18 protein-coding genes are annotated in these 21654 nt (G+C 51.3%); 4 read left to right on the top strand and 14 right to left on the bottom strand.

All coding sequences use genetic code 11. The features are described 5' to 3' along the window. Nucleotides 1-22: 22 nt before the first annotated feature. From AV656_RS00940 to glmS, 9 genes are all read right to left on the bottom strand, one after another. Nucleotides 23-916: a PhzF family phenazine biosynthesis protein gene (locus AV656_RS00940; protein ID WP_063177926.1), complete on the bottom strand. Its 894-nt coding sequence runs from the start codon at nucleotides 914-916 to the stop codon at nucleotides 23-25. 21 nt (nucleotides 917-937) lie between these two features. Beyond that, a complete protein-coding gene (locus AV656_RS00935; protein ID WP_063177924.1) occupies nucleotides 938-1690 on the bottom strand; it encodes an arylamine N-acetyltransferase family protein in 753 nt (250 codons plus the stop codon). A 49-nt stretch (nucleotides 1691-1739) separates the two neighbouring features. Beyond that, nucleotides 1740-2285: an NADPH-dependent FMN reductase gene (locus tag AV656_RS00930; RefSeq protein ID WP_063177923.1), complete on the bottom strand. Its 546-nt coding sequence runs from the start codon at nucleotides 2283-2285 to the stop codon at nucleotides 1740-1742. 296 nt (nucleotides 2286-2581) lie between these two features. Continuing rightward, entirely contained in the window at nucleotides 2582-4429 is a 1848-nt protein-coding gene (asnB, locus tag AV656_RS00925) for an asparagine synthase (glutamine-hydrolyzing) (protein WP_063177921.1), read from the bottom strand. A 43-nt stretch (nucleotides 4430-4472) separates the two neighbouring features. Then, on the bottom strand, nucleotides 4473-5798 hold the full coding sequence (gene glnA / locus AV656_RS00920) for a type I glutamate--ammonia ligase (protein ID WP_063177919.1): 1326 nt from the start codon (nucleotides 5796-5798) through the stop codon (nucleotides 4473-4475). A gap of 28 nt (nucleotides 5799-5826) precedes the next feature. Beyond that, nucleotides 5827-6678, bottom strand: coding sequence for a diaminopimelate epimerase (gene dapF, locus AV656_RS00915; protein ID WP_063178854.1), 852 nt, complete (start codon nucleotides 6676-6678; stop codon nucleotides 5827-5829). A gap of 27 nt (nucleotides 6679-6705) precedes the next feature. After that, a complete protein-coding gene (locus tag AV656_RS00910; RefSeq protein ID WP_063177917.1) occupies nucleotides 6706-7938 on the bottom strand; it encodes an LL-diaminopimelate aminotransferase in 1233 nt (410 codons plus the stop codon). A 186-nt stretch (nucleotides 7939-8124) separates the two neighbouring features. Continuing rightward, entirely contained in the window at nucleotides 8125-8916 is a 792-nt protein-coding gene (locus AV656_RS00905) for a helix-turn-helix domain-containing protein (protein ID WP_063177915.1), read from the bottom strand. Between the two features lie 98 nt (nucleotides 8917-9014). Continuing rightward, nucleotides 9015-10817, bottom strand: coding sequence for a glutamine--fructose-6-phosphate transaminase (isomerizing) (glmS, locus tag AV656_RS00900; protein ID WP_063177913.1), 1803 nt, complete (start codon nucleotides 10815-10817; stop codon nucleotides 9015-9017). Between the two features lie 632 nt (nucleotides 10818-11449). On the opposite strand from glmS, the gene AV656_RS00895 reads away from it, so the two are divergent. Continuing rightward, entirely contained in the window at nucleotides 11450-12409 is a 960-nt protein-coding gene (locus AV656_RS00895) for an anti-sigma factor (protein WP_231877212.1), read from the top strand. Then, nucleotides 12397-12684, top strand: a complete 288-nt coding sequence (locus AV656_RS00890; RefSeq protein WP_063177911.1) for a hypothetical protein — start codon at nucleotides 12397-12399, stop codon at nucleotides 12682-12684. The genes AV656_RS00895 and AV656_RS00890 overlap by 13 nt, the downstream gene beginning before the upstream one ends. Before the next feature lie 111 nt (nucleotides 12685-12795). Here the strand turns inward: AV656_RS00890 and kynB are convergent, their stop codons facing one another. The 3 genes from kynB to kynU are packed head-to-tail and all read right to left on the bottom strand — an operon-like array spanning nucleotide 12796 to nucleotide 15585. Continuing rightward, the gene (kynB, locus tag AV656_RS00885) at nucleotides 12796-13425 is read right to left on the bottom strand and encodes an arylformamidase (RefSeq protein ID WP_063177909.1); all 630 of its coding nucleotides are present in this window, start codon (nucleotides 13423-13425) and stop codon (nucleotides 12796-12798) included. Nucleotides 13426-13438: 13 nt separating this feature from the next. Continuing rightward, nucleotides 13439-14293, bottom strand: coding sequence for a tryptophan 2,3-dioxygenase (kynA, locus tag AV656_RS00880; protein WP_063177907.1), 855 nt, complete (start codon nucleotides 14291-14293; stop codon nucleotides 13439-13441). Between the two features lie 17 nt (nucleotides 14294-14310). Further along, complete coding sequence (gene kynU, locus AV656_RS00875) at nucleotides 14311-15585, bottom strand: kynureninase (RefSeq protein WP_082818550.1); 1275 nt, start codon at nucleotides 15583-15585, stop codon at nucleotides 14311-14313. 185 nt (nucleotides 15586-15770) lie between these two features. On the opposite strand from kynU, the gene ilvA reads away from it, so the two are divergent. Continuing rightward, nucleotides 15771-17039, top strand: a complete 1269-nt coding sequence (gene ilvA / locus AV656_RS00870) for a threonine ammonia-lyase IlvA (protein WP_063177905.1) — start codon at nucleotides 15771-15773, stop codon at nucleotides 17037-17039. 47 nt (nucleotides 17040-17086) lie between these two features. On the opposite strand, the gene AV656_RS00865 is transcribed toward ilvA, so the two are convergent. After that, entirely contained in the window at nucleotides 17087-17659 is a 573-nt protein-coding gene (locus AV656_RS00865) for a uracil-DNA glycosylase (RefSeq protein ID WP_082818549.1), read from the bottom strand. 81 nt (nucleotides 17660-17740) lie between these two features. On the opposite strand from AV656_RS00865, the gene AV656_RS00860 reads away from it, so the two are divergent. Further along, nucleotides 17741-20005: an ATP-binding cassette domain-containing protein gene (locus AV656_RS00860; RefSeq protein ID WP_063177901.1), complete on the top strand. Its 2265-nt coding sequence runs from the start codon at nucleotides 17741-17743 to the stop codon at nucleotides 20003-20005. Nucleotides 20006-20251: 246 nt separating this feature from the next. Here AV656_RS00860 and AV656_RS00855 read toward each other — a convergent pair whose 3' ends face one another. Beyond that, the gene (locus AV656_RS00855) at nucleotides 20252-21631 is read right to left on the bottom strand and encodes an aspartate aminotransferase family protein (RefSeq protein ID WP_063177899.1); all 1380 of its coding nucleotides are present in this window, start codon (nucleotides 21629-21631) and stop codon (nucleotides 20252-20254) included. Nucleotides 21632-21654: the final 23 nt, after the last annotated feature.

The raw sequence follows: 21654 nt of genomic DNA, 5'->3' as shown, positions 1-21654 counted from the left end.
GGATTTTCCCAAGATCATCTTTTTAAGGTAACGAAATTTGCAGCTCTTTCACATACACGGCTTTTCCTGTGATTTGTACATCCATTGTCTCCTGACTGTTCGAGATATGGACAGCAACCCGTCCATCTTTTCCGATTTCCTGTCCCTGCTCAACCAAGAGATCCAGATCAGAAGATCCGGAAGTGATGTACTTCGCATAGTAAGCGCCCATGACTGCGGAGGCTGTGCCTGTGACGGCATCTTCAATCGTTCCGGCAAAAGGTGAGCTGAAATGCCGGCCATGCATATCCGCAGCCGGATCGTAGGTTTCCAGGCAAAATGGATGAATGGATGAACGCGGCACTTCTTGCAGCACTTCCGGGAATCGTTGATTATCCGGCTTCATCTCTTTAAACACTGAAAGATGTTTTACCGGAACGAGAAGTGTCCAGCTTCCCGTGCTTCCGTAAAGGATAGGCAAAGTCGGATGAAGATCGGATTCCTTTAATCCGATCGAATGCATCAATACTTCTTTTGAGCCCCCGAATTCAATGAACTTCGGAGCTGCCTGTTTCATCGTAATGGCCCATTCACCGTCATGGTTTCTGCTGATTCTGAGAGGCAGAATCCCCGCCTTGGTCTCGATCGTCAGCTGCTCTTTTCCGTCCAATTCACCCCTGCTGGCGAGTGCGAAGATCATCGCCATGGTCGCATGGCCGCAAAGATCTGTTTCATAGCCTGGAGTGAAATAACGGATCCTCAAGTCTGCTTGATCCGAATCCAGTAAAAATGCTGTTTCGTTGTATCCTGCTCTAGCCGTGATTTCCTGCATGTCGGAGTCAGTCAAACCTTCACTTCTCAATACCACTCCCGCCGGATTCCCCTTGTCCGGCTCAGTGCTGAAAGCATCATATTGATAAACCGTCACTGTTCCCAATCTTTATCCCCCACTTCACCATCACCGGTCCAGATCAATTCCAAAATCCTGTTGCAGAACTGTGGGCATGTCCTTGTCGTCGATGACTGTTTTATGTTTTTTATCAAGGCTTGTCGTCGTCAATGTGTTCCCTGACAGTGTCAGCCTGCCGTCTGGTGTCGCCAACGTAACAAGTGGCCGCCTTGTAAAAGGGGACTGAGGTGAAGTCTGGTTGTACTGGCAGACCTCATCAAAATCATTTAGTGATCTCAGATCCGTATCGAGGCGATACAGCGTCTCCCAACCGTTTTCATTCTGCCATTTCTGGAGATCAAAGCACCCGTCCTCCAATTTTGCGAGCCGGTAAGTTCCGCTGACGTCATTCCTCTCTTCCCCTGTTAAAGGAAGCGGCACCCTGACCGAATCACCGAAGCCGACATCGACAAGGTAGGGCTTCTCCATTTCAACAATCACACAGGCATGACTTCCGGACAGCGTCCAGCCGCCATCCGGCCGTCTGACTGTTGCAGATGCCAGCCGGCTATTGAAACCTAAACTCTGTAGCAGCCAGTTAAATAATCCGTTCAGCTCATAGCAAAAACCGCCCCGATGATTTAAAACCACTTTCCTGAAATAAGCCTCCACATCAAGCGGAATCCGGACTTTTCGAATCACATCCAGATTTTCAAAAGGAATATGCAGCATATGATGCTCCTGAAGTTGAAGAAGAGTCTCCAAATTCACTTCATCGGGGCCACTCCAATTGATCCGCTGAAGGTAGCGCTCTACTTCCATTTCGACCCCTCCCATTGATTATATAATTGTGTCAGGCACATGAAGGAGATCAGTCCCTGTTCATGAGTCCGCGTTGTAAATCAATCATTTCTTCAGCCATTTTACGGATTCGCTCCATCATTCGTTTGTCCATTATTTCATCCGTCTCGGGATCAAAATAGTCATTCAATATAAAAACATTGTCTGTGGGAATCAGGCCTTTGAAATACGAAAGGATCGATCCAAGATGATATTCCAGCACCAGGAAATGTTTCTCCGTCAACCCTGTTGCAACCATTCCAGTCACCTTGTTTCTGAAAGCATGTTCCGGCAAGTGATCGAACAGGTTTTTTAAGGCTCCTGTAAGAGATGCCTGATAGATGGGGGTTCCGAACACAAGAAAGTCTGCAGATTGGATTTTTTTGACGACGTTCCAGGTGTCCTCATTGTACGCCGCCAAGGGTAGCCCGGCTGCAAAATCAATTTCGTAATCCCTCAGGTCTATTAATTCCGTGTCTATACTCGAATCCAGATGACGGGCTGCAGCCAGAACACTGCCCACAGCTACAGATGTTTTTCCACCGGCAAGTGCACCGGAAACACCTACTAGTTTCATGTATGCTTCTACCTCTTTTCGTAATGAGTTCCCTGATTACTGTATTCCCGATTGACCCTATTGCTCAACCTCAGACAGATTTTCATCCCTCCAGATTCGGCATTGAGCTGTCATCAACGGGCACCACCAACTGGTCTCCAGCTCGGCCCCCGGACGGTTCCAACACATCGTCATGAACGCTGACCTGTTCATCCTTTCATTCCATTCGTCTCATTTAGATTCACTTTACACCAAAAAATCATCAAGGGCAGTTTCTATAACGGGAAAAACAGCAGGAACATGTCCTGCTGCTCTGTTCAGCTTTCGATAATATCAATGCTGTAATGGTCAAGCCATGTATGGATCTGTGAAAGATGTGCGATCAGTTGGGGTGCGGTCATCAGCTGGCCGAACCAAGGCGCCTTGAAAGAGGAGCCGTCTGAATCGAGGATCTCTCTGACTTTTGTCTTTGACACAATCTCCCAAAGCGGTGAAGGCTGCTCGAGAATGCCCTGCAGCTTTTCCTTTACAAGCATCATGTATGCAGGGTGATGGGTTTTCGGATACGGACTTTTTTTGCGGTTGAGAATTTCCTTGGGGAGAACTCCTTCCATCGCTTTTCGCAGAAGCCCCTTTTCTCGGCCCTCCAGCATTTTCATGTCCCATGGAATGTTCCAGGCATATTCGACGAGTCGGTGATCGGCAAACGGAACACGGACTTCCAGACCTGCCCCCATGCTCATCCGGTCTTTCCGCTCCAGCAAAGTCTGCATGAACCATGTCATATTCAGGTAAAACATTTCTCGTCGCCGGGCTTCTGTCGAATCCTCTCCATCAAGACCCGGTACCTCGGCAATTGTCCGGTCATAGCATTCCCTGACATACTCTTGGAGCGAAAGTTTCTTCTGCCAACCCTCAAGCAGCAATCCTGCCCTTTCTTCCTGCGATGTCATCCACGGAAACCGGTTATTCTGTAGGAGGTCAGACCTGTGAAACCAAGGATACCCTCCAAAAATTTCGTCCGCGCATTCTCCCGACAAGGCGACTGTATGGTCTTGCCGGATCTGCTCACAGAACCACAGGAGAGAAGCGTCCACATCCGCCATTCCGGGGAGATCACGAACTCGTACCGCCCTGTCCAGCCCGTTAACCAGTGTCTGATGATCAATCACCTTGGCATGATGTGCCGTACCGATGTAGTCAGACACTTTATCAATCCATGGCGCATCCTGATCCGGCTGAAAAACACTTGATTTGAAATAGTGCCGGTTCTGGTCATAGTCGATCGAATACGTGTTCAGCTGTCCTCTGCCTTCCTCACGGAATCGTCCGGCAGCAACCGCAGTGATAATGCTGGAATCCAATCCTCCCGACAGGAAGGTGCAGACCGGAACATCTGCTATGAGCTGCCGACTGATTGAATCTTTCACGAGGAACGAAACCCTTTCCAGTGTTTCGTTCAGACTATCGTTATGCTTCCTGCTTTCCACATTCCAGTAACGCCATTTTCTGAGGCCGCTTCTGTCAAAAACCATGGCATGAGCCGGCGGAAGCTCTTCGATTCCACGAAGGATGCCGTTTCCCGGACTGCGTGACGGACCCAATCCGAATACCTCTCTTAACCCGGCACGGTCTATTTCGGCTTTTATCTCCGGGTGTTCCAAAATCGCTTTGATCTCTGAAGCAAACATCAGGGAATCGGCATCTTCATGATAGAATAACGGCTTCACACCCAACCGGTCTCTCCCAAGGAAAAGCCGATCCATCGATTCGTCCCATATACCGAAGGCAAAAATTCCGTTCAGCCGCTCCAGGCAACGATCTCCCCATTCGATATAGGCGGTCAGCAGCACTTCCGTATCGGAACGGGAGTGGAACGGATACCCCTTGACGATCAGTTCTTTTCTGATTTCCTCTGTGTTGTAAAGCTCACCATTGTAAACAATCCGGTAAGTGCGTCCCTGTGATACTTTGGTCATCGGCTGCGACCCGCCGGCAGGGTCGACGACGGTCAGGCGTGTGTGACCAAGGGCCAGATGCCGGGAACACCATATGTTCAGGGCATCCGGCCCGCGTCTTGATAGTGTGGCGGCCATTGACTGTATCACCGGTGCTTGCTGTCTGAGATCCCGCTGCCAATCTGCCCAACCGGTTATTCCACACATTCTTGCTCACTCTTTCCATAATGTTTTCACAGGCTGCCGCGGCTCAATATTGAGTCAGATATTGTTCCCGCTCCCAAGGATGAATCTGTGTGCGGAATAGATCCCATTCAATTTCCTTGGACTCCACAAAGTGTTCAAACAAGTGGCTCCCCAAACCTTTGACGATCACTTCATCTTTCTTCAGAAGTTCCAGGGCATGGGCCAGCGTGGACGGAAGGTCGATAATCCCGTTTTCTCTTCTCTCCTTCCGGGACATGTCGTAGATGTTCTGATCGATCGGCTCCGGAGCCTTTAGTTGATTCCTGACCCCATCCAGCCCGGCTGAAAGAAGAACGGCCATCGCCAGATAGGGGTTCGCGGACGGGTCCACGCTTCGCACTTCGACTCGGGTGCTCAGACCCCGCGATGCCGGAATCCGGATGAGCGGGCTCCGGTTTCTTCCGGACCATGCCACATAGCAGGGCGCCTCGTAGCCCGGAACGAGCCGCTTATAGGAATTGACTGTCGGATTCGTAATGGCAGTAAAACTTGGGGCATGCTTCAGGATGCCGGCCAGGAAGTGCCTGGCGGTATCGCTCATTTCCATCGGACCGTGCGGGTCATAGAACGCATTTTCTTCCCCTTTGAAGAGACTCAGGTTGCAGTGCATGCCGGAGCCATTGATGCCGAACAGCGGCTTTGGCATGAAGGTTGCCAGGAGTCCGTGTTTCCGGGCAATCGTTTTGACAACCAGTTTAAACGTCTGGATATCATCACAGGCTTTTAGTGCTGACTGGTACTTGAAGTCGATCTCATGCTGGCCGGGAGCCACTTCATGGTGGGAAGCTTCCACCTCGAAGCCCATCTCTTCGAGTTCAAGTACGATATCCCGGCGGCAGTTTTCCCCCAGATCGGTCGGTGCCAGGTCGAAATAGCCTCCGCTGTCATTGAGTTCGAGGGTCGGCTTCCCGTTTGCGTCAAGTTTAAATAGGAAGAACTCCGGTTCAGGACCAAGATTAAAGTGGGTAAAACCCAGTTCTTCCATCTCTTTCAGCACCCGCTTGAGATTGGCGCGTGGATCCCCTTCAAATGGATTGCCGTCGGGATGGGCGATGTCGCAGATCAGACGGGCCACCTTGCCTTTTTCGGACGTCCACGGGAAGATGACGAATGTGTCGAGGTCTGGACACAGATACATATCGGATTCTTCGATCCGAACGAACCCTTCAATCGAGGAGCCATCGAACATCATTTTATTATCCAATGCTTTCGGGAGCTGGCTGACCGGGATTTCCACATTTTTGATCGATCCGAACAAATCCGTGAACTGAAGGCGGATGAACCGCACATTCTCTTCCTTCACCATTTCCATCACTCGCTGTTTATCCATTCCCCCAGCTCCTTTTCTTTTAGTTGATTCAGGCAATGAGCTCCCCTGAGCAGATATAGGCGGCTTCCCCACTTTTCCTGACGTGCCCATTTTCGTCCCAGATAATCTCCAGATCACCACCGGGCAAATGAACGGTAATGGGCTGATGCGGATCCACAAAACCATTCAACGTTGCGGCGACGACGGCTGCGCATGCACCTGTGCCGCATGCCATCGTGACCCCGGAGCCCCTTTCCCAGACTCGGTACCCGATTTCCCGGGGGCCTTTGATCTGCACCCATCCCACATTCACCCGTTCCGGAAACAGGCTGGAATGCTCGATTACCGGGCCGAGCCGCTCCACTGGTACGGCCTGCACGTCTTCGGTGAAGATGATGGCATGGGGATTTCCCATAGAAACGCAGGTGAGGCACAGTGATTGTTCTCCAAAAACATGGAATTCATTGATGGCCCGGTCATCCGGATTTCCATGCATCGGGATCGACCGCTTCCTCAATCCGGGTTCGCCCATGTCCACCGTCACAAAGCTTACTTGAGGCTTCTCTGCCACTCTTTCTTCTTCCACCTCTACACTTACAACGCCACCCAAAGTCTCGATTGTGAAGTGAGGCCGGATGGTGTATCCGTGGTCGAAAACGTATTTCGCCACGCAGCGCAGGCCGTTTCCGCAGTTTTTGGCTTCCGATCCATCCTCATTGAATATCCTCATTTTAAAATCCGCCTTTTGCGACTCGCCGATCAGGATGATTCCGTCAGATCCGATTCCAAAATTAATTTCTGATACCTTCCTGGATAGTGCAGAATACCGATTCTCCTCAAGGACATTGCCCGGGTCATCCAGTTGGTTGAAGATTACATAATTGTTCCCGAGTCCGTGCATCTTCGTGAATTTCACTTCCTCACCTCCTTAAAAGAAGAATTGGCATGATTGGAGCCTGTTTCTGATTTCATCCAGAACTATTTGCTCTCCTTCCGGTCCATCGGCTTCAAAGGTCACCGAGAAGCGCACGTACGATCCCGCATCATCCCAGGGCACAGTTGAAATGGAGTGCTCTTGGATCAGATAGTGGCTGAATGCTTCGGCATCTTCAAATGTTGGTCCGCTCTCGACTCCGGCAGGCGCTTTTACATAGAGGAAGAAAGACCCTTTGGGTTTAACGGCGTCCAATCCGCTTTCACGCAAGATGGATGACAGTTGTTCGTGTCTCCTCGAATACTTTTCAGCCGTTTCTATCGTGATTTCCGGGTGGGCCAGTGCATAGGCGGCCGCTTTCTGGATCGGGATGAACTGACCTGAATCATAGTTGTTTTTCACTGCCGCGAAGGCAGATATCAGCCTGGCGTTTCCCGCGATAAAACCGATCCGCCACCCCGTCATATTGAATGACTTGGAAAGCGAGTGAAGTTCCACGCCAACTTCTTTCGCACCTGGGACTGACAGGAAACTGAGCGGTTTGTTGCCGTCAAAAACCAGGGCTGCATAGGCGGCATCATGGACGACGATCAGTTCGTGGTCTTTGGCGAAACGGATGACCTCTTCAAAGAAATCGATGCCGGCCACCGCGCCTGTCGGGTTATTCGGGTAGTTCAGGTAAAGCAACTTCGCTCTCTTCAATGTCTCCTCTGACAAAGTTTGAAGATCCGGCAGAAAACCGTTTTCTTCAAGGAGCGGAAGTTCAGCGATTTCCCCTCCAAGATATCGGGTTTGGGTTCCGAGTACCGGATATCCGGGGCTCGTGACGATCGACACATCTCCGGGGTTGATCAGCACCTGAGGCAGCATGGCCAGGGCAGATTTTGTCCCAATTACATGGTTGATTTCAGTTTCCGGATCCAGGCCGGCCACTCCGAACACTTCATGCATATAAGCCGCAGCAACCTGCCTGAATTCCGGGATTCCGTTGTCGGCATAAAATCGATTTTCCGGTTTCCTGCTTTCAATCATCAATTCTCTAAGAACACCATCATCAGCCATGGCATCCGGCTCCCCGACACCGAGGTCAATCAGAACTTTGCCGGAATTTCTTCGAAGCGCTTCCCGCTTGGCCTGTTTGATTTTCTCGAATTTATAAACCTCGGTTCCCGTACCGAATCGGGCACCTCCGATCCGTTCGGCAAACTGGTTCCGGATATCATTCAAATCGTGATTCGCCTCCGTTCCGACTGGTTTTCTCAGTTTTATGTTATTGCGATTAAAAGGAAAAGTCTTTAAAGGTTTTGAATAAAGGTTTGCACTTTTTCGGCAAAGATTCTCCAGTACACACGAAAAAGGCTGAACGGAGTCTTTCTCGTCAGACTCCATTCAGCCTCTTGTCATAGCCATATGTTACCGGATATCGGATGGATTCTTTCCGGTATATTGCTTAAATTGCCGGCTGAAAAAATGAAGATCCCGATAACCAAGCGCACGTGCAGCTTCGGTTACATTCATTCCCGTAAAGTGAAGGAGATGCTCGGCACGTTTGATTCTGCAGTGGACCACGTAGGATTTAACGGTGTGGCCGATAATCTGTTTGAATTTCCGGGAAAAATAGCGTTCGGAAAGATGAGCCCGCTCCGCCAGGTCTCTGACCGTATGCGGTTCAGCCGGATGTTGCCGGATATAGTTTGCTATTTCAAGAATGGACTCCTCAAGTTGCCGGCTGCTTCTGTTCATCACTTTTGATAAGGATTCGTGTTCTTCCCTCAGGAGATGGATCATGAGTTGTTTGAGAATCAGTTTTCCTTCTGTTTCGGCGCCATAGGTGTGGACCAGAAACAGCCGGACATATCGGCTGAGCAATGACTCAAAGCTGATCGGGTCCCCCAAAACTCTGTGCGGACCCGGAAGCAGCCTTGGGTTGTTTGCCAGGTCGAAATGTATATAAGTCAGCACTAAAGGATTCTGGGCATCATGGAAGGCTTCAATCTCATCGCCCGGCCGGAACAGGAAGCAATGGCCCTTCTCCACTTCGTAAGTCTTTTTGTTTAATAAGACAGTACCTGCTCCGTTCCATACATAGAACAGATCGAAATTTGGCATGGGCTGATTTCTTCTCTTCCAACTCCAATCAGGCTCGCAGTGGATGGTTGCCATTGCAGGCTTCAAGTCAAAATCCTCAGGATTTATTTCAAGCATCCCATCCCTCCCTTTTCCGAATGTGATCAGGCATGCGGGCTTATATAAAGAAAGACCCCGGAAAACTTACCGGAGCCTCAAATCGCCTTTTCTTAAAGTTATTCTACAGTGACGGATTTCGCCAGGTTGCGCGGCTTATCCACGTCACACCCGCGGTGGAGAGCTGCATAGTAGCTGATCAGCTGTAGCGGAATGACCGAGACAAGCGGTGTCAGCATCGGGTGAACGGACGGGATGACGATCCGGTCCCCTTCCTCCTCAATGCCTTCCATCGAGATGATGCACGACTTGGCCCCACGGGCACCGACTTCTTTTACATTGCCACGGATATTCGGGCTGACGGCTTCCTGAGTGGCAAGCGCGAACACAGGCGTGCCTTCCTCAATGAGGGCAATGGTCCCGTGCTTCAGTTCCCCTCCGGCGAACCCTTCTGCCTGAATATAAGATATTTCCTTGAGCTTGAGTGCCCCTTCCAGGCTGACAAAATAATCGAGGCCGCGCCCGATAAAGAAAGCGTTCCGGCTCAGTTCGAGGAAATCGAAGGAGAGGCCTTCCATTTCCTCTTTCCTTACGATCATCGTCTGAACGGCATTCGCGGCAATTCCGAGCTCTTGGACCAGGTCGAAACCGATCTCTTTGCCTTTCGCTTCAGCAGCAAGGGCCGCGAGTATGGCGAGCACCGCAACCTGTGCAGTATAGGCTTTTGTGGAAGCCACCGCAATTTCCGGACCGGCATGAAGCAGGACCGTGTGATCCGCTTCTCGCGACAGGGTCGAGCCCGGAACGTTCGTCACGGTAAGGGACGGATGGCCAATCTCTTTGATCTTGACCAGCACCTGGCGGCTGTCTGCCGTCTCCCCCGATTGGGAGATAAAGACGAACAGCGGCTTTTCGGAAAGCAGCGGCATGTTGTAGCCGAATTCGCTGGAGATATGGACCTCAGTCGGCACACCGGCAAGCTTTTCAAAGTATTCCTTCCCTACGAGACCCGCATGGTAGCTTGTTCCGGCGGCAATGACATAGATCCGGTCCGCATGGTTGATTGCCTCGAGAGTTTCCCGCTCCAGACTGAGCTTGCCGTTTTCATCCTGATAGGCCTGGATGATCTTCCTGAGAACCGCAGGCTGTTCGTCGATTTCCTTCAGCATGTAATGGGGGTAAGTGCCTTTTTCGATATCCGCAGCATCAAATTCTGCCGTATACGGTTCACGGCTGATGGCTTCTCCGGAAATCGTCCTGATCCGGACATGTTCTTTCGTGACAATCACCAATTCACGGTCATGCAGTTCAACAAACTGGTCGGTTACCTGAAGCATCGCCATCGCATCGGATGCGACCACATTGAATCCTTCTCCCAGGCCTACGAGAAGCGGCGACTTGTTTTTGGCGACGAAGATTGTGTCAGGCTCTTCTTCATCCAGCAGGGCAATGGCATAAGAACCGTGAAGCATACCCAGTGCCTCTGCAAACGCCTCTTCCGTTTTCATCCCTTCAGACACCAGTTTGGAGATCAGCTGGACGATAATTTCAGTATCGGTATCCGAGACCAGCTGTACATCGGCAAGTTCCTCGCGGTAAAGCTTTTCATAGTTTTCAATGACCCCATTGTGGACGAGCGTGAAACGCCCGGAAATATCCTGGTGGGGGTGTGCATTTTTCACGTTCGGCACACCGTGTGTCGCCCATCGTGTGTGGCCGATTCCGGTATGGGCTTCAACCGATTCATCAACGATGGCCCGCAGGTCGGCAATTCGGCCCTTCGACTTGAAGAGCGATACCCCTTCTCCGTTTGCCACAGCGATTCCCGCAGAATCATATCCGCGGTATTCGAGCTTTCCCAGCCCTCTCAACAAAATTTCCTTGGCATCTGATTTTCCGATATAGCCTACAATTCCGCACATATTCAATTCCTCCAATATTAGTCAATGTCAAATAAGCGTCCGGTTTTCCGTTTTTTAAAACGGACAGTGGGCGCTGTTCTTACAAGTTGGGTTATTCCGCACGAGCAGGCAGTTCCTGCTCCCGTATGCGGAGGATGATGCCGGCTTTCCCCTCTGTGTCACACAATCGCTTGTGTGTTTTGCTGGAAAGCATGACAACCGGGCATCACGGTCGGGAGGCATCCGCCGAATTGTCGATGAACCTCCACCTCGTCTGCTGGGACTATGTTCTGATTTCCCCAGCTCAGGCGCTTTTGATTGTTTTCCGATTTTGGCGTGCCGCCGGTCCTCCTTCGCCTTTTTTCACTGCTTTTGTAATGTATTATATGGAAAGTGACATTGTCAATTACCTTTTACTTCAAGATCATAATTTTTATTGCAGATTCTGCACCATCCGATATAAATGTTGCAGCTGGATGCAGAAATTTGGTCAGTTTCCATATTTCTGCAACTTTTCGGAAACGGGTACGTTATTGATATTAGGTTCTTCAATGACCTATACCACAAACCTGACCTTCTGAATCCGGAACCCGGATACAAAGAGGTCATGATTTAGCGGCCGAAACCGAAATTGCTTAGATGGAGGAGATGGATTGGAATCATACAAAGAACGAATCGGCCGTACCCCCAAAAACACGGCGACCGGAAAAACCATGTCTGCCGCCAGGTGGAAACTGATTCTGACAATACTCACTGTGGCACTCCTGATCGTTCCGACAGGCTATATGCTGACTTTTGCCTATTATGCGTTTGGCACGAAATCGACGACACTGATGGATACTGCCAGCAATGTGCTTTATCTTACCGAACCGAACACCGCTTTGAAAGAATTGGAATTTGATATGGATTTCTCGCTGTTTTCGATGGATCTGTCATTTGACCAATACAAGCAGATTGGCAATGAGCATTATCCGGTCCGCCATTATGACCTGCATTTTGTTCTGGATGATCTTGTGGATAAGGAAATGACCTCAAATCTGGACAGGACACCGCCGAAGTACCCGACGGAAACCAATCAGTGGCTCGTCCATCCGGCACAGGGGGTGCCGGAATTCAACAGCGCACAGGAGTGGCAGGTACTTGCAGGACTGCCTGACGAAACCGTTGTCGAAGCCTACGTATCATTCAATGATCTCTATAAAGTGATCGATATAAGAAAAGAATTGCGGGGCACCGATGTTCTCTGGGCGGCGATCTACACCGGAACCGAGGATGAGATGCTGAGCACGGATGGTTATGTCGTTTCCCCGATCGGTTACCCGGTACAGCCTGACCAGACATACTGGTCACCTTTCCGGGATTCAATGTCACACGAAGAGACGTTCCTGCAGCTGCTTAAGGAAATTGAGCCGTATGAGGAGCTTGCAGCTGAAGTTTCTTCCCATAAAAACCTGAAACTCAAGGAACGGATCGCGTTTATTGAGGAAAATGGCTTTGCCGCATACGGTGCGGTGATCACCGGACCAAAGCAAGAGGTTGAGGCACTGAAAGATTCAGAGCTGATCCGGCATATGAAATTGGGTGAGGTGAAACTGTGGAATTGGACAAAGTAAAGCTTAAATCGTTTCAGGCGTTCGGATGGTTCAGTGTCATTACGGGTATTGTTGCGCTGGCGCTTCTGAACATTTCCATGCTGTCCGGGTACGATCTGGCGATCATCAGCCAGCTCTCCCTTTGGATATCGGTCATTCTCATATCGGGTCTGATTGCCCTCTTCAACAGACAAAGCCGTTCACTTGGTTTCTGGGGACTAGGAATTGCGGGTTACCTCGGATTTTTCGTTGCCGTGATCTTCATCCTCGGGTGGATCATCGTGCCGTTTCCCTGATGTCGCCAACGTCAACCCGGTTGACAAAATATTTTCTTCGTGAGCACTCAGGTTTTTCCCATTAATAAACCGGCCGGAAAGGAGTTCGTGCTCTTTCCGGCCGGTTGGTTCTTACGCTTTTCTGATGACGGCCCTGACCGGGCTCCCGTCAGCGCCATGGATGGCAAGCGGCAATGCAATGAAATCATAATCCCCCGGTTCAACATCAGCCAGCATCAGATTCTCGACGATATGGATGCCGTTGTCGCCGAGTGAATGGTGCGTCGGCAGTTCCTTGCTGTCTGTACGGTCAACGGAAGGCACATCGATGCCGAGAAGGAAGATCCCCTTCTCCTTTAAATAAGGTCCGATTTCCGGCCGGAGTTCGATAAACGACTCCGGGAACACAAGCGGATTGTTCGTTTCCGATGTCTTCAGGAGAAGACGCTCCGCACCTTCCAGGTTGTAGCCTTCCAGTTCGCTTCGTCCGAGTGAGGGGTGCATCGTCACATCGATGATTTTCGCTTTGCCGATGTAAGCGTTCACGTCCAGCTCATGAAGTCTCTTGCCACCCTCATCAAAATGAAACGGAGCGTCCGCATGGGTGCCCATATGGAGGCTTGTGCGGATTTCCCCGATGTTGACCGATCCGCTCTGCTCTTTCGTGACACCGAGCTCAAAACGGAACGGCGTATCTCCCGGCCAGTGCGCCATGTCATTACTGAGCGGCTGTGTAATATCTTTCCATCCTTCTTTCCCCATCCGTCTCCCCCTTTCAGAGTGTCGTTCTCAGGTCCCACAGCTCCGGGAAAAATCGGTGGTCAAGCACCTGTCTCAGGTAACCGACACCTGACGATCCGCCAGTGCCTTTCTTGAAACCGATGATGCGCTCGACCGTTTTCATATGGCGGAACCGCCACTGCTGGAGCCAGTCTTCCACGTCAATCATCTTCTCCGCCAGCTGGTACAGGTCCCAGTAACGGCCGACATCACGATATACCTCTTTCCAGGCATCTGCGACAGTGGGATCTCCGGCATAGACGACCGTATAGTCCCGGCCGATCAGTTTCGGATTGATCGGGAAACCTGCCCTCGCCAGCGCTCCGATTGCCGCATCGTAAAGCCCCGGCGTCCGGTAGGCTTCCAGAAGTTCCTGGTGCACGGCAGGATCTTTTTCATAGATTTTGAGTATGGCCTCCGACTTGTAGCCGAGTGCAAACTCGATCAGCCGGTATTGGTACGACTGAAAACCGGACGCCCTGCCGAGGCTGTCCCGGAATTCCAAGTATTCCGCCGGGGTCATCGTCGACAGCACATCCCAGGCCTGGATGATCTGGGACTGAATTTTCGAGACCCGAGCCAGCTTTTTGAATGCGGGCTGCATGTCATCTTTCCCGATGTCTTCAATGGCTGACCGAAGCTCATGCAGAATCAGCTTCATCCAGAGCTCGCTCACCTGATGGATGATGATGAACAGCATTTCATCATGGTGCCCGGACAGCCGGTTCTGTGAAGATAGCACTTTATCGAGTGACAGATACTCTCCGTAGGTCATCGAATCTCTGAAATCCGTATGGATGTCTTTTTCCTGTTCTAGCGCTTTTTTCAGGTCGGAAATTTTCTTGGGCATTGCCCGCCCCTCCTTTGTCAGGCGACGATGCCGCGCTTGTTTTCAAATTTCTTGTAGGCTTCCTCGTCCATGATTTTCTTCAGGATTTGGATGGTTTCATAGACTTCCTCAAATGAGTTATAAAGCGCGACCGGCGCCAGCCGGATTCCTTTTGGTGCTCTAAAGTCAGGAATGACGCCTTCTGCCTTCAGCGCACTGCAGATGCGTGCAGCCTCTTCATGTTCCAGATAGACATGGCCTCCCCGCCGGGCATCTTCCTGGGGGTTTGCCAGTTTGAAGCCATACCCATCAAGCTCCCGGCCAATCAGGTCCATCATGAAGCGCGTCAGTCCGAGCGACTTTTCCCGCAGGCGTCCGAGTCCGGCTTCCGCAAACAAGTCCAGGGAACCGGCAAGTGGTGCCATGCTGAAAAGGTTCGGTGTTCCCACCTGATAAGCGCCAGCGTGCGAAGCGGCAGTCATGTCATGTTCCATATCAAACTGTTTTTCTTTATCTGATCCGAACCAGCCGGCAAGTCCTGGAGCGGTACCGAAATGGCGTTCATGGACAAACAAACCGCCAGTCGATCCCGGACCGCCGTTCAAGTATTTGTAAGTGCACCAGAACGCGAAGTCTGCTCCCCAGTCGTGAAGGTCATGCTCCATCGCACCGACCGAGTGGCAGAGGTCGAATCCGATCGGGATGCCGTTCCGGTGTGCCGCTTCCGTCAGTGAAGGCATGTCAAGGATCTGACCGCTCCGATATAGCACCGACGGCAGGATCGCGATGGCGATTTCATCCGACATGGCGTTGATGATGTCCTCTTCCTCGATCAGGTGGCCGTCCCGGCTCTTCACACTGACCAGATGTTCTGCGGGATCCAGGCCGCGGAGCTCCAGCTGGCTCTTGATCGCATAAATATCACTCGGAAAGTTGAGTTCGTCCGCCAGGATCTTCGTCCTCTTCCCTTCCGGCCTGAAGAACGTGGCGAGGATCTGATGCAGATTGGATGTGGTCGACCCCGTCACCATCACCTCTTCGGGCTTCGCCCCGACAAACGGAGCCATTTTGGCAGAAAGCTCCTCCGGAAGATAAAACCATGGGCGTTCACCTCCGGTCCAGCCGTTGATGCCATGCACCTTCCAGGCATCCATCACATCCAGGAGTGCCCGCTCTGCCCGGCGGGACATCAGGCCAAGCGAGTTTCCATCCATGTAAATCGTTCCCGGCTGTATGTAGAATTCTTCACGGAAATCCTTCAGGCTGTCCTGCCGGTCAAATTCCCTTGCCTCATCCAATGTCGTTTTCGTCATTTCATGGCCCCCTAAGCTGTTTACTCAGACTGTACGGCAATGCCCCGGTCCTTGCAAGCGCTTTCGTTTTGTGGCTAGTTTTTAAAGATATAATTGTACACGAATCTTTAGAAAATTACCGTGAGATTTAAGATTATCCATGATAGAATAAAACCATTCAATTTCAAAAAAAGGTCGTGTTATGCATGCCAGCTACAAATGAACGGACAAAATTGCTTCATGTGGAGGATATCCTCATCGCCTACCAGAAGCTGAAGGAAGTCGTCGAACACACGCCCCTGCAGCTGAATAAACGGCTCTCCGAAAAATATGATTGCCGGATATACATCAAGCGCGAAGACCTTCAGCACGTCCGGTCATTCAAGCTCCGGGGCGCCTATTACAAGATCAAATCGGTCGAGAAGGAAGCCCGAGAAAAAGGCGTTGTCTGCGCGAGCGCCGGCAACCACGCCCAGGGCGTTGCCTTTGCATGTGCCGAACTCGGCATTGAAGGGAAAATCTTCATGCCTCAGACCACACCAAAGCAGAAGATCAACCAGGTGAAGATGTTCGGCCGTGACCAGGTCGAGATCATCCTGACCGGTGATACATTCGACGAATCATCTGCCCAGGCACTTGCCTATAAAGAGGAGCACGGTCAGCTGTTCATCCATCCGTTCGATGACCCTGTCCTGATGGCCGGACAGGGAACGGTCGCAGTTGAGATTCTGAATGACATCGAAGAACCTGCCGACTTCCTATTCGCCTCCATCGGCGGCGGAGGACTGATGTCCGGACTTGCCACCTACATGAAGAATGTCTCTCCGCAGACAAAAATGATCGGCGTGGAGCCGGCTGGCGCCGCCAGCATGAAAGCTTCAATCGAGAGCGGACAGGTCACTCCGCTCGATTCCATCGATAAGTTCGTCGATGGAGCTGCCGTACAGACTCCGGGATCCCTCACCTATGAGATCTGCAGCGAATACGTGGACGACATCCTTCCTATTCCGGAAGGCAAAGTGTGCACGGCCATCCTTGATCTGTACAATGAGCATGCCATCGTGGCAGAGCCTGCCGGTGCACTGCCGATCGCGGCGCTGGATGAATACAAGGGTCAAATCAAGGGCAAAACCGTGGTCTGTGTGATCAGCGGCGGAAACAATGACATCAGCCGCATGCAGGAAATCAGGGAAAAGTCGCTGATCCATGAAGGGCTCCTCCATTACTTCATTCTCGACTTCCCGCAGCGTGCGGGTGCACTCCGCCAGTTCCTGGACAATGTGCTTGGTCCGGATGACGATATCACAACGTTCGAATACACCAAGAAAAACAACAAAGAAAGCGGACCGGCGATTGTCGGAATAGAGATCAAGCACCCCGAAGACTACACCGGCCTGATCGAACGCATGAACACCCTCGGCTTCCCTTATAAAGAACTGAATAAAGACAGCTACCTTTTCGGCCTGCTGATCTGATTGGATAACTGTCCGGCGCTGCCGGGCAGTTTTTTCGTTTCATCGGGTCAGCTCTGTCCAATTTTATTTTTGACGAGCGCCAAGTCTTCTAGAAAGAGCTTATAGAGATTGGGACGGCGCCTGACCGCCAGGGGATGGTAGGCAACGGTCGTTTCGTAACCGTTTATTTTATGCCAGCTTCCCCTCAATCCCTTCACATCCAGTTCGGGGTCTCCGAAAAACGATTGCACGGCAACATTTCCAAGGCAGAGAATAAGAGTGGGCCGGTACTTCCGCAGCTGTTCGTCCAGATGGCGATGCATGCAAGTGTTCCTTGTTTGTTCCTTATCATATTTGCGGACCGGTTTTCTCTTCAAAATATAGGTCACATAAAACAGCTTGTTGTCCAACCCGGTTTCATGGATGGCCTGCTGGAAGGTCTGTCGGGTTCCGCATACAATCGGATTCCCCTCCCGGTCCTCCCGAGCGCCCGGATTGTCAAAGATCACCATGACGGGGGCCTTCGGATTTCCTTCTCCCCATATCATTCTCGTCCCCTGGAGGTAAAGCCCGCATTCCCTGCAATCCCGTTCATTTTCCGGAGTCGGATCCTCCGGCCAGATTTCCGGGCAAAATGGCATGATGTTCATCACCTTTCCAATCGTGTAAAGTACCCTATAACGGACAATTTATATCAATGATTGCCTTGAAGGAGTGTCATCATGCCATCCGTCAGCCAGGAAGTCATCCGCATCATCCATGCTAATGAGAATAACCTGAAAGACATTTCAGTGAATCTGCCCAAAAAGAAAATCACCGTTTTCACCGGCGTCTCCGGTTCTGGCAAGTCTTCCCTCTGTCTGGATACCATCGCCGCCGAGTCCCGCCGTGAACTGAACGAGACCTTCCCGAGCTTTGTACAGCAGTATCTTCCGAAGTATGGCAGACCCCGGGTCGGCAGGATTGAAAATCTGCCGGTGACGATCATCCTCGACCAGAGGAAACCGGCCCAAAATTCGCGGTCTACCGTCGGGACGTATACGGATATCTACGCCCAGCTCCGGCTGCTCTATTCCCGTATAGGCCATCCGTTCATCGGATACTCCGACGCCTTTTCCTTTAACCACCCGTCGGGCATGTGCACGCGTTGCGAGGGCATCGGCGAAGTGACGGACCTGGATGTTCACCGGCTGATCGACTTCGATAAGTCGCTGAATGATGAGGGAGTCATCAACTTCCCTGCCTTCACCACGGGTGCCTGGCGGTGGAAACGGTACGCCTACAGCGGCCTGTTCGAACTGGATAAGAAAATCCGTGACTACTCGCCCGAGGAATTGGAGCTGTTTCTCTACTCTCCTCAGATCAAACTCCAAAATCCGCCGGAGAACTGGCCCAAGTCCGCAAAGTTCGAAGGGATCGTCCCCCGCATGTACCGTAGTGTCATTACCCAGAAGGAGGGCAAGCGCCACCAGAAGGTGCTTGACCGGATGGTGACGACCTACCCATGCCCCGATTGCGGGGGCACCCGGGTCAACGAAAAAGTGCGGAGCTGCAAAATCGGCGGCAAAAGCATTCCCGATGTCGTGGCGATGCCGATCGAAGAAACAGTTGAATTTATTCGGTCGGTCACCGATCCGATTGCCCGCGAACTCAAGAAGGAATTGGAACTCCGGCTGCGTGCCCTGGTCGAAATCGGCCTCGGATACCTGACGCTCAGCCGCGGAGTCAGCACCTTGTCCGGAGGGGAAGCACAGCGGACGAAGATCGCAAAATACATCAACTCCTCTCTCACCGATATGGTGTACGTATTCGACGAGCCGAGTGCCGGGCTTCATCACTCGGACATCAGACGCCTGAGCAAATCGCTGATCAGGCTTCGGGACCATGGCAATACCGTACTGATTGTCGAGCACCATCCCGAAATCATCAAACTTGCGGATCATATCATCGACATGGGTCCCCTGGCCGGAGAACACGGAGGCGAAGTGGTATTCACCGGAAGCTATCCGGAGCTCCTGGCATCCGGCACGCTGACCGGACGCTCCCTGAAGCAATCCGTCCCGCTCAATTCCGGCCCCAGGACGCCTGCCGGGTGGCACCGACTTGAACAGGCATCGCTGCACAACCTGAAAGATGTCACCGTTGACCTGCCTCTCGGTGTCCTTACGGTGGTCGCCGGCGTTGCCGGATCAGGGAAGAGTTCTCTGATGCAGCTGTTTGAGCAGGATTGGACAGGTCTGATCGTCGCCATCAGCCAGAAAGCCATCGGAGCCACATCCCGCTCGACACCCGCCACCTATCTGGACATATCCGATGACATCCGGAAACGGTTTGCAAAAGAAACAGGTGAACCCGCCTCTCTGTTCAGCTTCAATTCCAAGGGAGCCTGCCCTGCCTGCCGCGGAAAAGGCATCATCGTTACCGGCATGCACTTTATGGACCCGATCGAAACAGTCTGTGAAGTGTGTGACGGCACCCGGTATGCACCCGAAGTACTTCAGTACCGGGTGGACGGGCAGTCGATTGCTGATGTGATGGGAATGTCGGTAAAAGAAGTGATCGGTTTCTTCGGAAACGAACCCTTCAAGGGACAGCTCATTTCTCTGGACCGCGTCGGGCTCGGCTACATCCGCCTGAACCAATCGATGTCGACCCTCTCAGGCGGTGAACTGCAGCGGGTGAAACTGGCAAGTCATTTGAATGAGAAAGGCACCGTTTTCATCATGGATGAACCGACCGAAGGCCTCCATCCGGATGATACGCGAAAGCTGATGGACCTTTTTCATCAGCTCGTCGAAGAAGGAAACAGCCTGTTTTTGGTCGAGCATCGGCTGGATGTCATCAAGCAGGCCGATTACCTGATAGAACTCGGTCCCGGAGGAGGCAGTGCAGGCGGCAACATCCTCTTCACCGGAACACCCGAAGAGCTTCTGAAAAGTGACAGGTCGATCACAAGACCGTATGTCGAAGAAAGCCTGCAACTCTGAACGAGGTCAATTTGAAACGGGCCCAGTCAACACGGATGAAACGCTTAAGAATCTGTTCAGATCAATTGTAAAGAGCGACAGGAAGGTCATCCCCGGTATCCTATTCACCGTTGTTGATCGCCTACAGCAGCCTTCTTGGAAATTGGGGAGGTTGTTTGCGTTGTTAGGTCTATTTAAGTAGTTGGTGTAAAACAAAAAAGAAGTCGAACGGTTATCATCACGTTCGACTTCTTCTCATTCGATTTATTATAGGCAATCAAGTGTCTGTTTGTATGCCTCCAACGTTCGATCCACTTCTTTTTCGCCATGAACGGTTGCCAGGCTATAACGGTTAAGAGGTTTGTTGTAAATGCCACGCGCCAGCAAGTGATAATCAATGTCTTTTCTTAGTGAATAATCGGATTCCTGCAAATCACGATAACTTTGGATCTTCTCTTTTTCCGTGATAATAATATTGAAAATGGAGCCCATGCCAATGGTCTGTACATGAATTCCTTTTTGAAGGAACAAATCATGTATTCCTGACTTCAATTGATTTGCCGTTTCAAACACATCGTCAATTTCTTGCTCAAGCACTTCAATTGTCGCCAATCCCGCAGCGAGTATTGTCGGATGCCCATTGTATGTCCCGCTATGAAACAGCACATCCTTCGCACCGGAGCGATTACTTTGACTGTTATCAAACACATCCGAAGCTGCGGTTGGTGCGCTGATCTCCATGATTTCTTTTTTACCCCCGACAATGCCGATGGGGAATCCGCCGCCGACAACTTTTCCCAATGCCGTAATATCTGGAGTCACGCCATAAACCTTTTGCGCGCCCCCTAGACCAAGGCGGAATCCCGTCTTCACTTCATCGAAAATAAGCAGAATACCCAGCTTTTTCGTCACGGCTCGCAGATCTTCCATGAAATCCTGTTCTGCCGGGATGAACCCTCCTTGAACAGGCTCCAGTATGACAGCCGCAATTTCATCCTTATGTTTGGTCAAGATTTCAGTCGTCGCTTCCAAATCGTTAAACGGCAAAACTATGGTGTTTTCAATTTGATGCGGCTCAACGCCTTTTGATTCTGCAATGGAGTTAGGGTTTTTCGCAGGACCAGCCTCGTTTAATGGTGGATTGACACTGAGAAGCACTTGGTTATAGCCGCCATGATAATGACCTTCAAATTTGGCAACCTTGTATTTCTCCGTATAGGCATAAGCCATTCTGATCGAAAGCAAGGTCGCTTCTGTTCCGGAATTCGTATACCGTAATCTTTCCATCCCCGGATAAAGCCCTTGGATTTTCCTCCCCATCTCCACTTCCAACTGATGGGGCGTTCCAAATAGCAACGTTCCTTCTTCCTCCATTTGGTTCCGAATGGCTTCCGTCACCTTTGGATGGCCATGGCCGGTCATTAATGCACCGTAAGAAAGCAAGTAATCCACATATTCATTGCCATCCAAGTCCGTCAAATAAGCGCCTTTCCCCTTTTGCATGATGACCGGATAAGGCTCAAAAAACTTGATATTGGCGGTCACTCCCCCGGGCATAACACTTCGGGAAGTCTCTGAAAACTCAAGTGAAGCTGTTGTTTTCCTGCGATACGCTTCCATCCCCGTTATCCCCTTGCTTTGCTCCATGCTTCCACCCCTAGTGAAGTTTT

The sequence above is a fragment of the Bhargavaea cecembensis genome, from assembly GCF_001619585.1.
In the GTDB taxonomy this organism is placed as follows: Bacteria; Bacillota; Bacilli; order Bacillales_A; family Planococcaceae; genus Bhargavaea; species Bhargavaea cecembensis_A.
This window is presented reverse-complemented; position numbering and strand designations above follow the sequence as displayed.

Bases quoted from the DNA above. Each gene is read 5' to 3' on its own strand.
- AV656_RS00935 (WP_063177924.1), bottom strand. From the start codon at position 1,690: ATGGAAGTAGAGCGCTACCTTCAGCGGATCAATTGGAGTGGCCCCGAT.
- AV656_RS00930 (WP_063177923.1), bottom strand. From the start codon at position 2,285: ATGAAACTAGTAGGTGTTTCCGGTGCACTTGCCGGTGGAAAAACATCT.
- asnB (WP_063177921.1), bottom strand. From the start codon at position 4,429: ATGTGTGGAATAACCGGTTGGGCAGATTGGCAGCGGGATCTCAGACAG.
- glnA (WP_063177919.1), bottom strand. From the start codon at position 5,798: ATGGATAAACAGCGAGTGATGGAAATGGTGAAGGAAGAGAATGTGCGG.
- dapF (WP_063178854.1), bottom strand. From the start codon at position 6,678: ATGCACGGACTCGGGAACAATTATGTAATCTTCAACCAACTGGATGAC.
- AV656_RS00905 (WP_063177915.1), bottom strand. From the start codon at position 8,916: ATGCTTGAAATAAATCCTGAGGATTTTGACTTGAAGCCTGCAATGGCA.
- glmS (WP_063177913.1), bottom strand. From the start codon at position 10,817: ATGTGCGGAATTGTAGGCTATATCGGAAAATCAGATGCCAAGGAAATT.
- kynB (WP_063177909.1), bottom strand. From the start codon at position 13,425: ATGGGGAAAGAAGGATGGAAAGATATTACACAGCCGCTCAGTAATGAC.
- kynA (WP_063177907.1), bottom strand. From the start codon at position 14,293: ATGCCCAAGAAAATTTCCGACCTGAAAAAAGCGCTAGAACAGGAAAAA.
- kynU (WP_082818550.1), bottom strand. From the start codon at position 15,585: ATGACGAAAACGACATTGGATGAGGCAAGGGAATTTGACCGGCAGGAC.
- ilvA (WP_063177905.1), top strand. From the start codon at position 15,771: ATGCCAGCTACAAATGAACGGACAAAATTGCTTCATGTGGAGGATATC.
- AV656_RS00865 (WP_082818549.1), bottom strand. From the start codon at position 17,659: ATGCCATTTTGCCCGGAAATCTGGCCGGAGGATCCGACTCCGGAAAAT.
- AV656_RS00860 (WP_063177901.1), top strand. From the start codon at position 17,741: ATGCCATCCGTCAGCCAGGAAGTCATCCGCATCATCCATGCTAATGAG.
- AV656_RS00855 (WP_063177899.1), bottom strand. From the start codon at position 21,631: ATGGAGCAAAGCAAGGGGATAACGGGGATGGAAGCGTATCGCAGGAAA.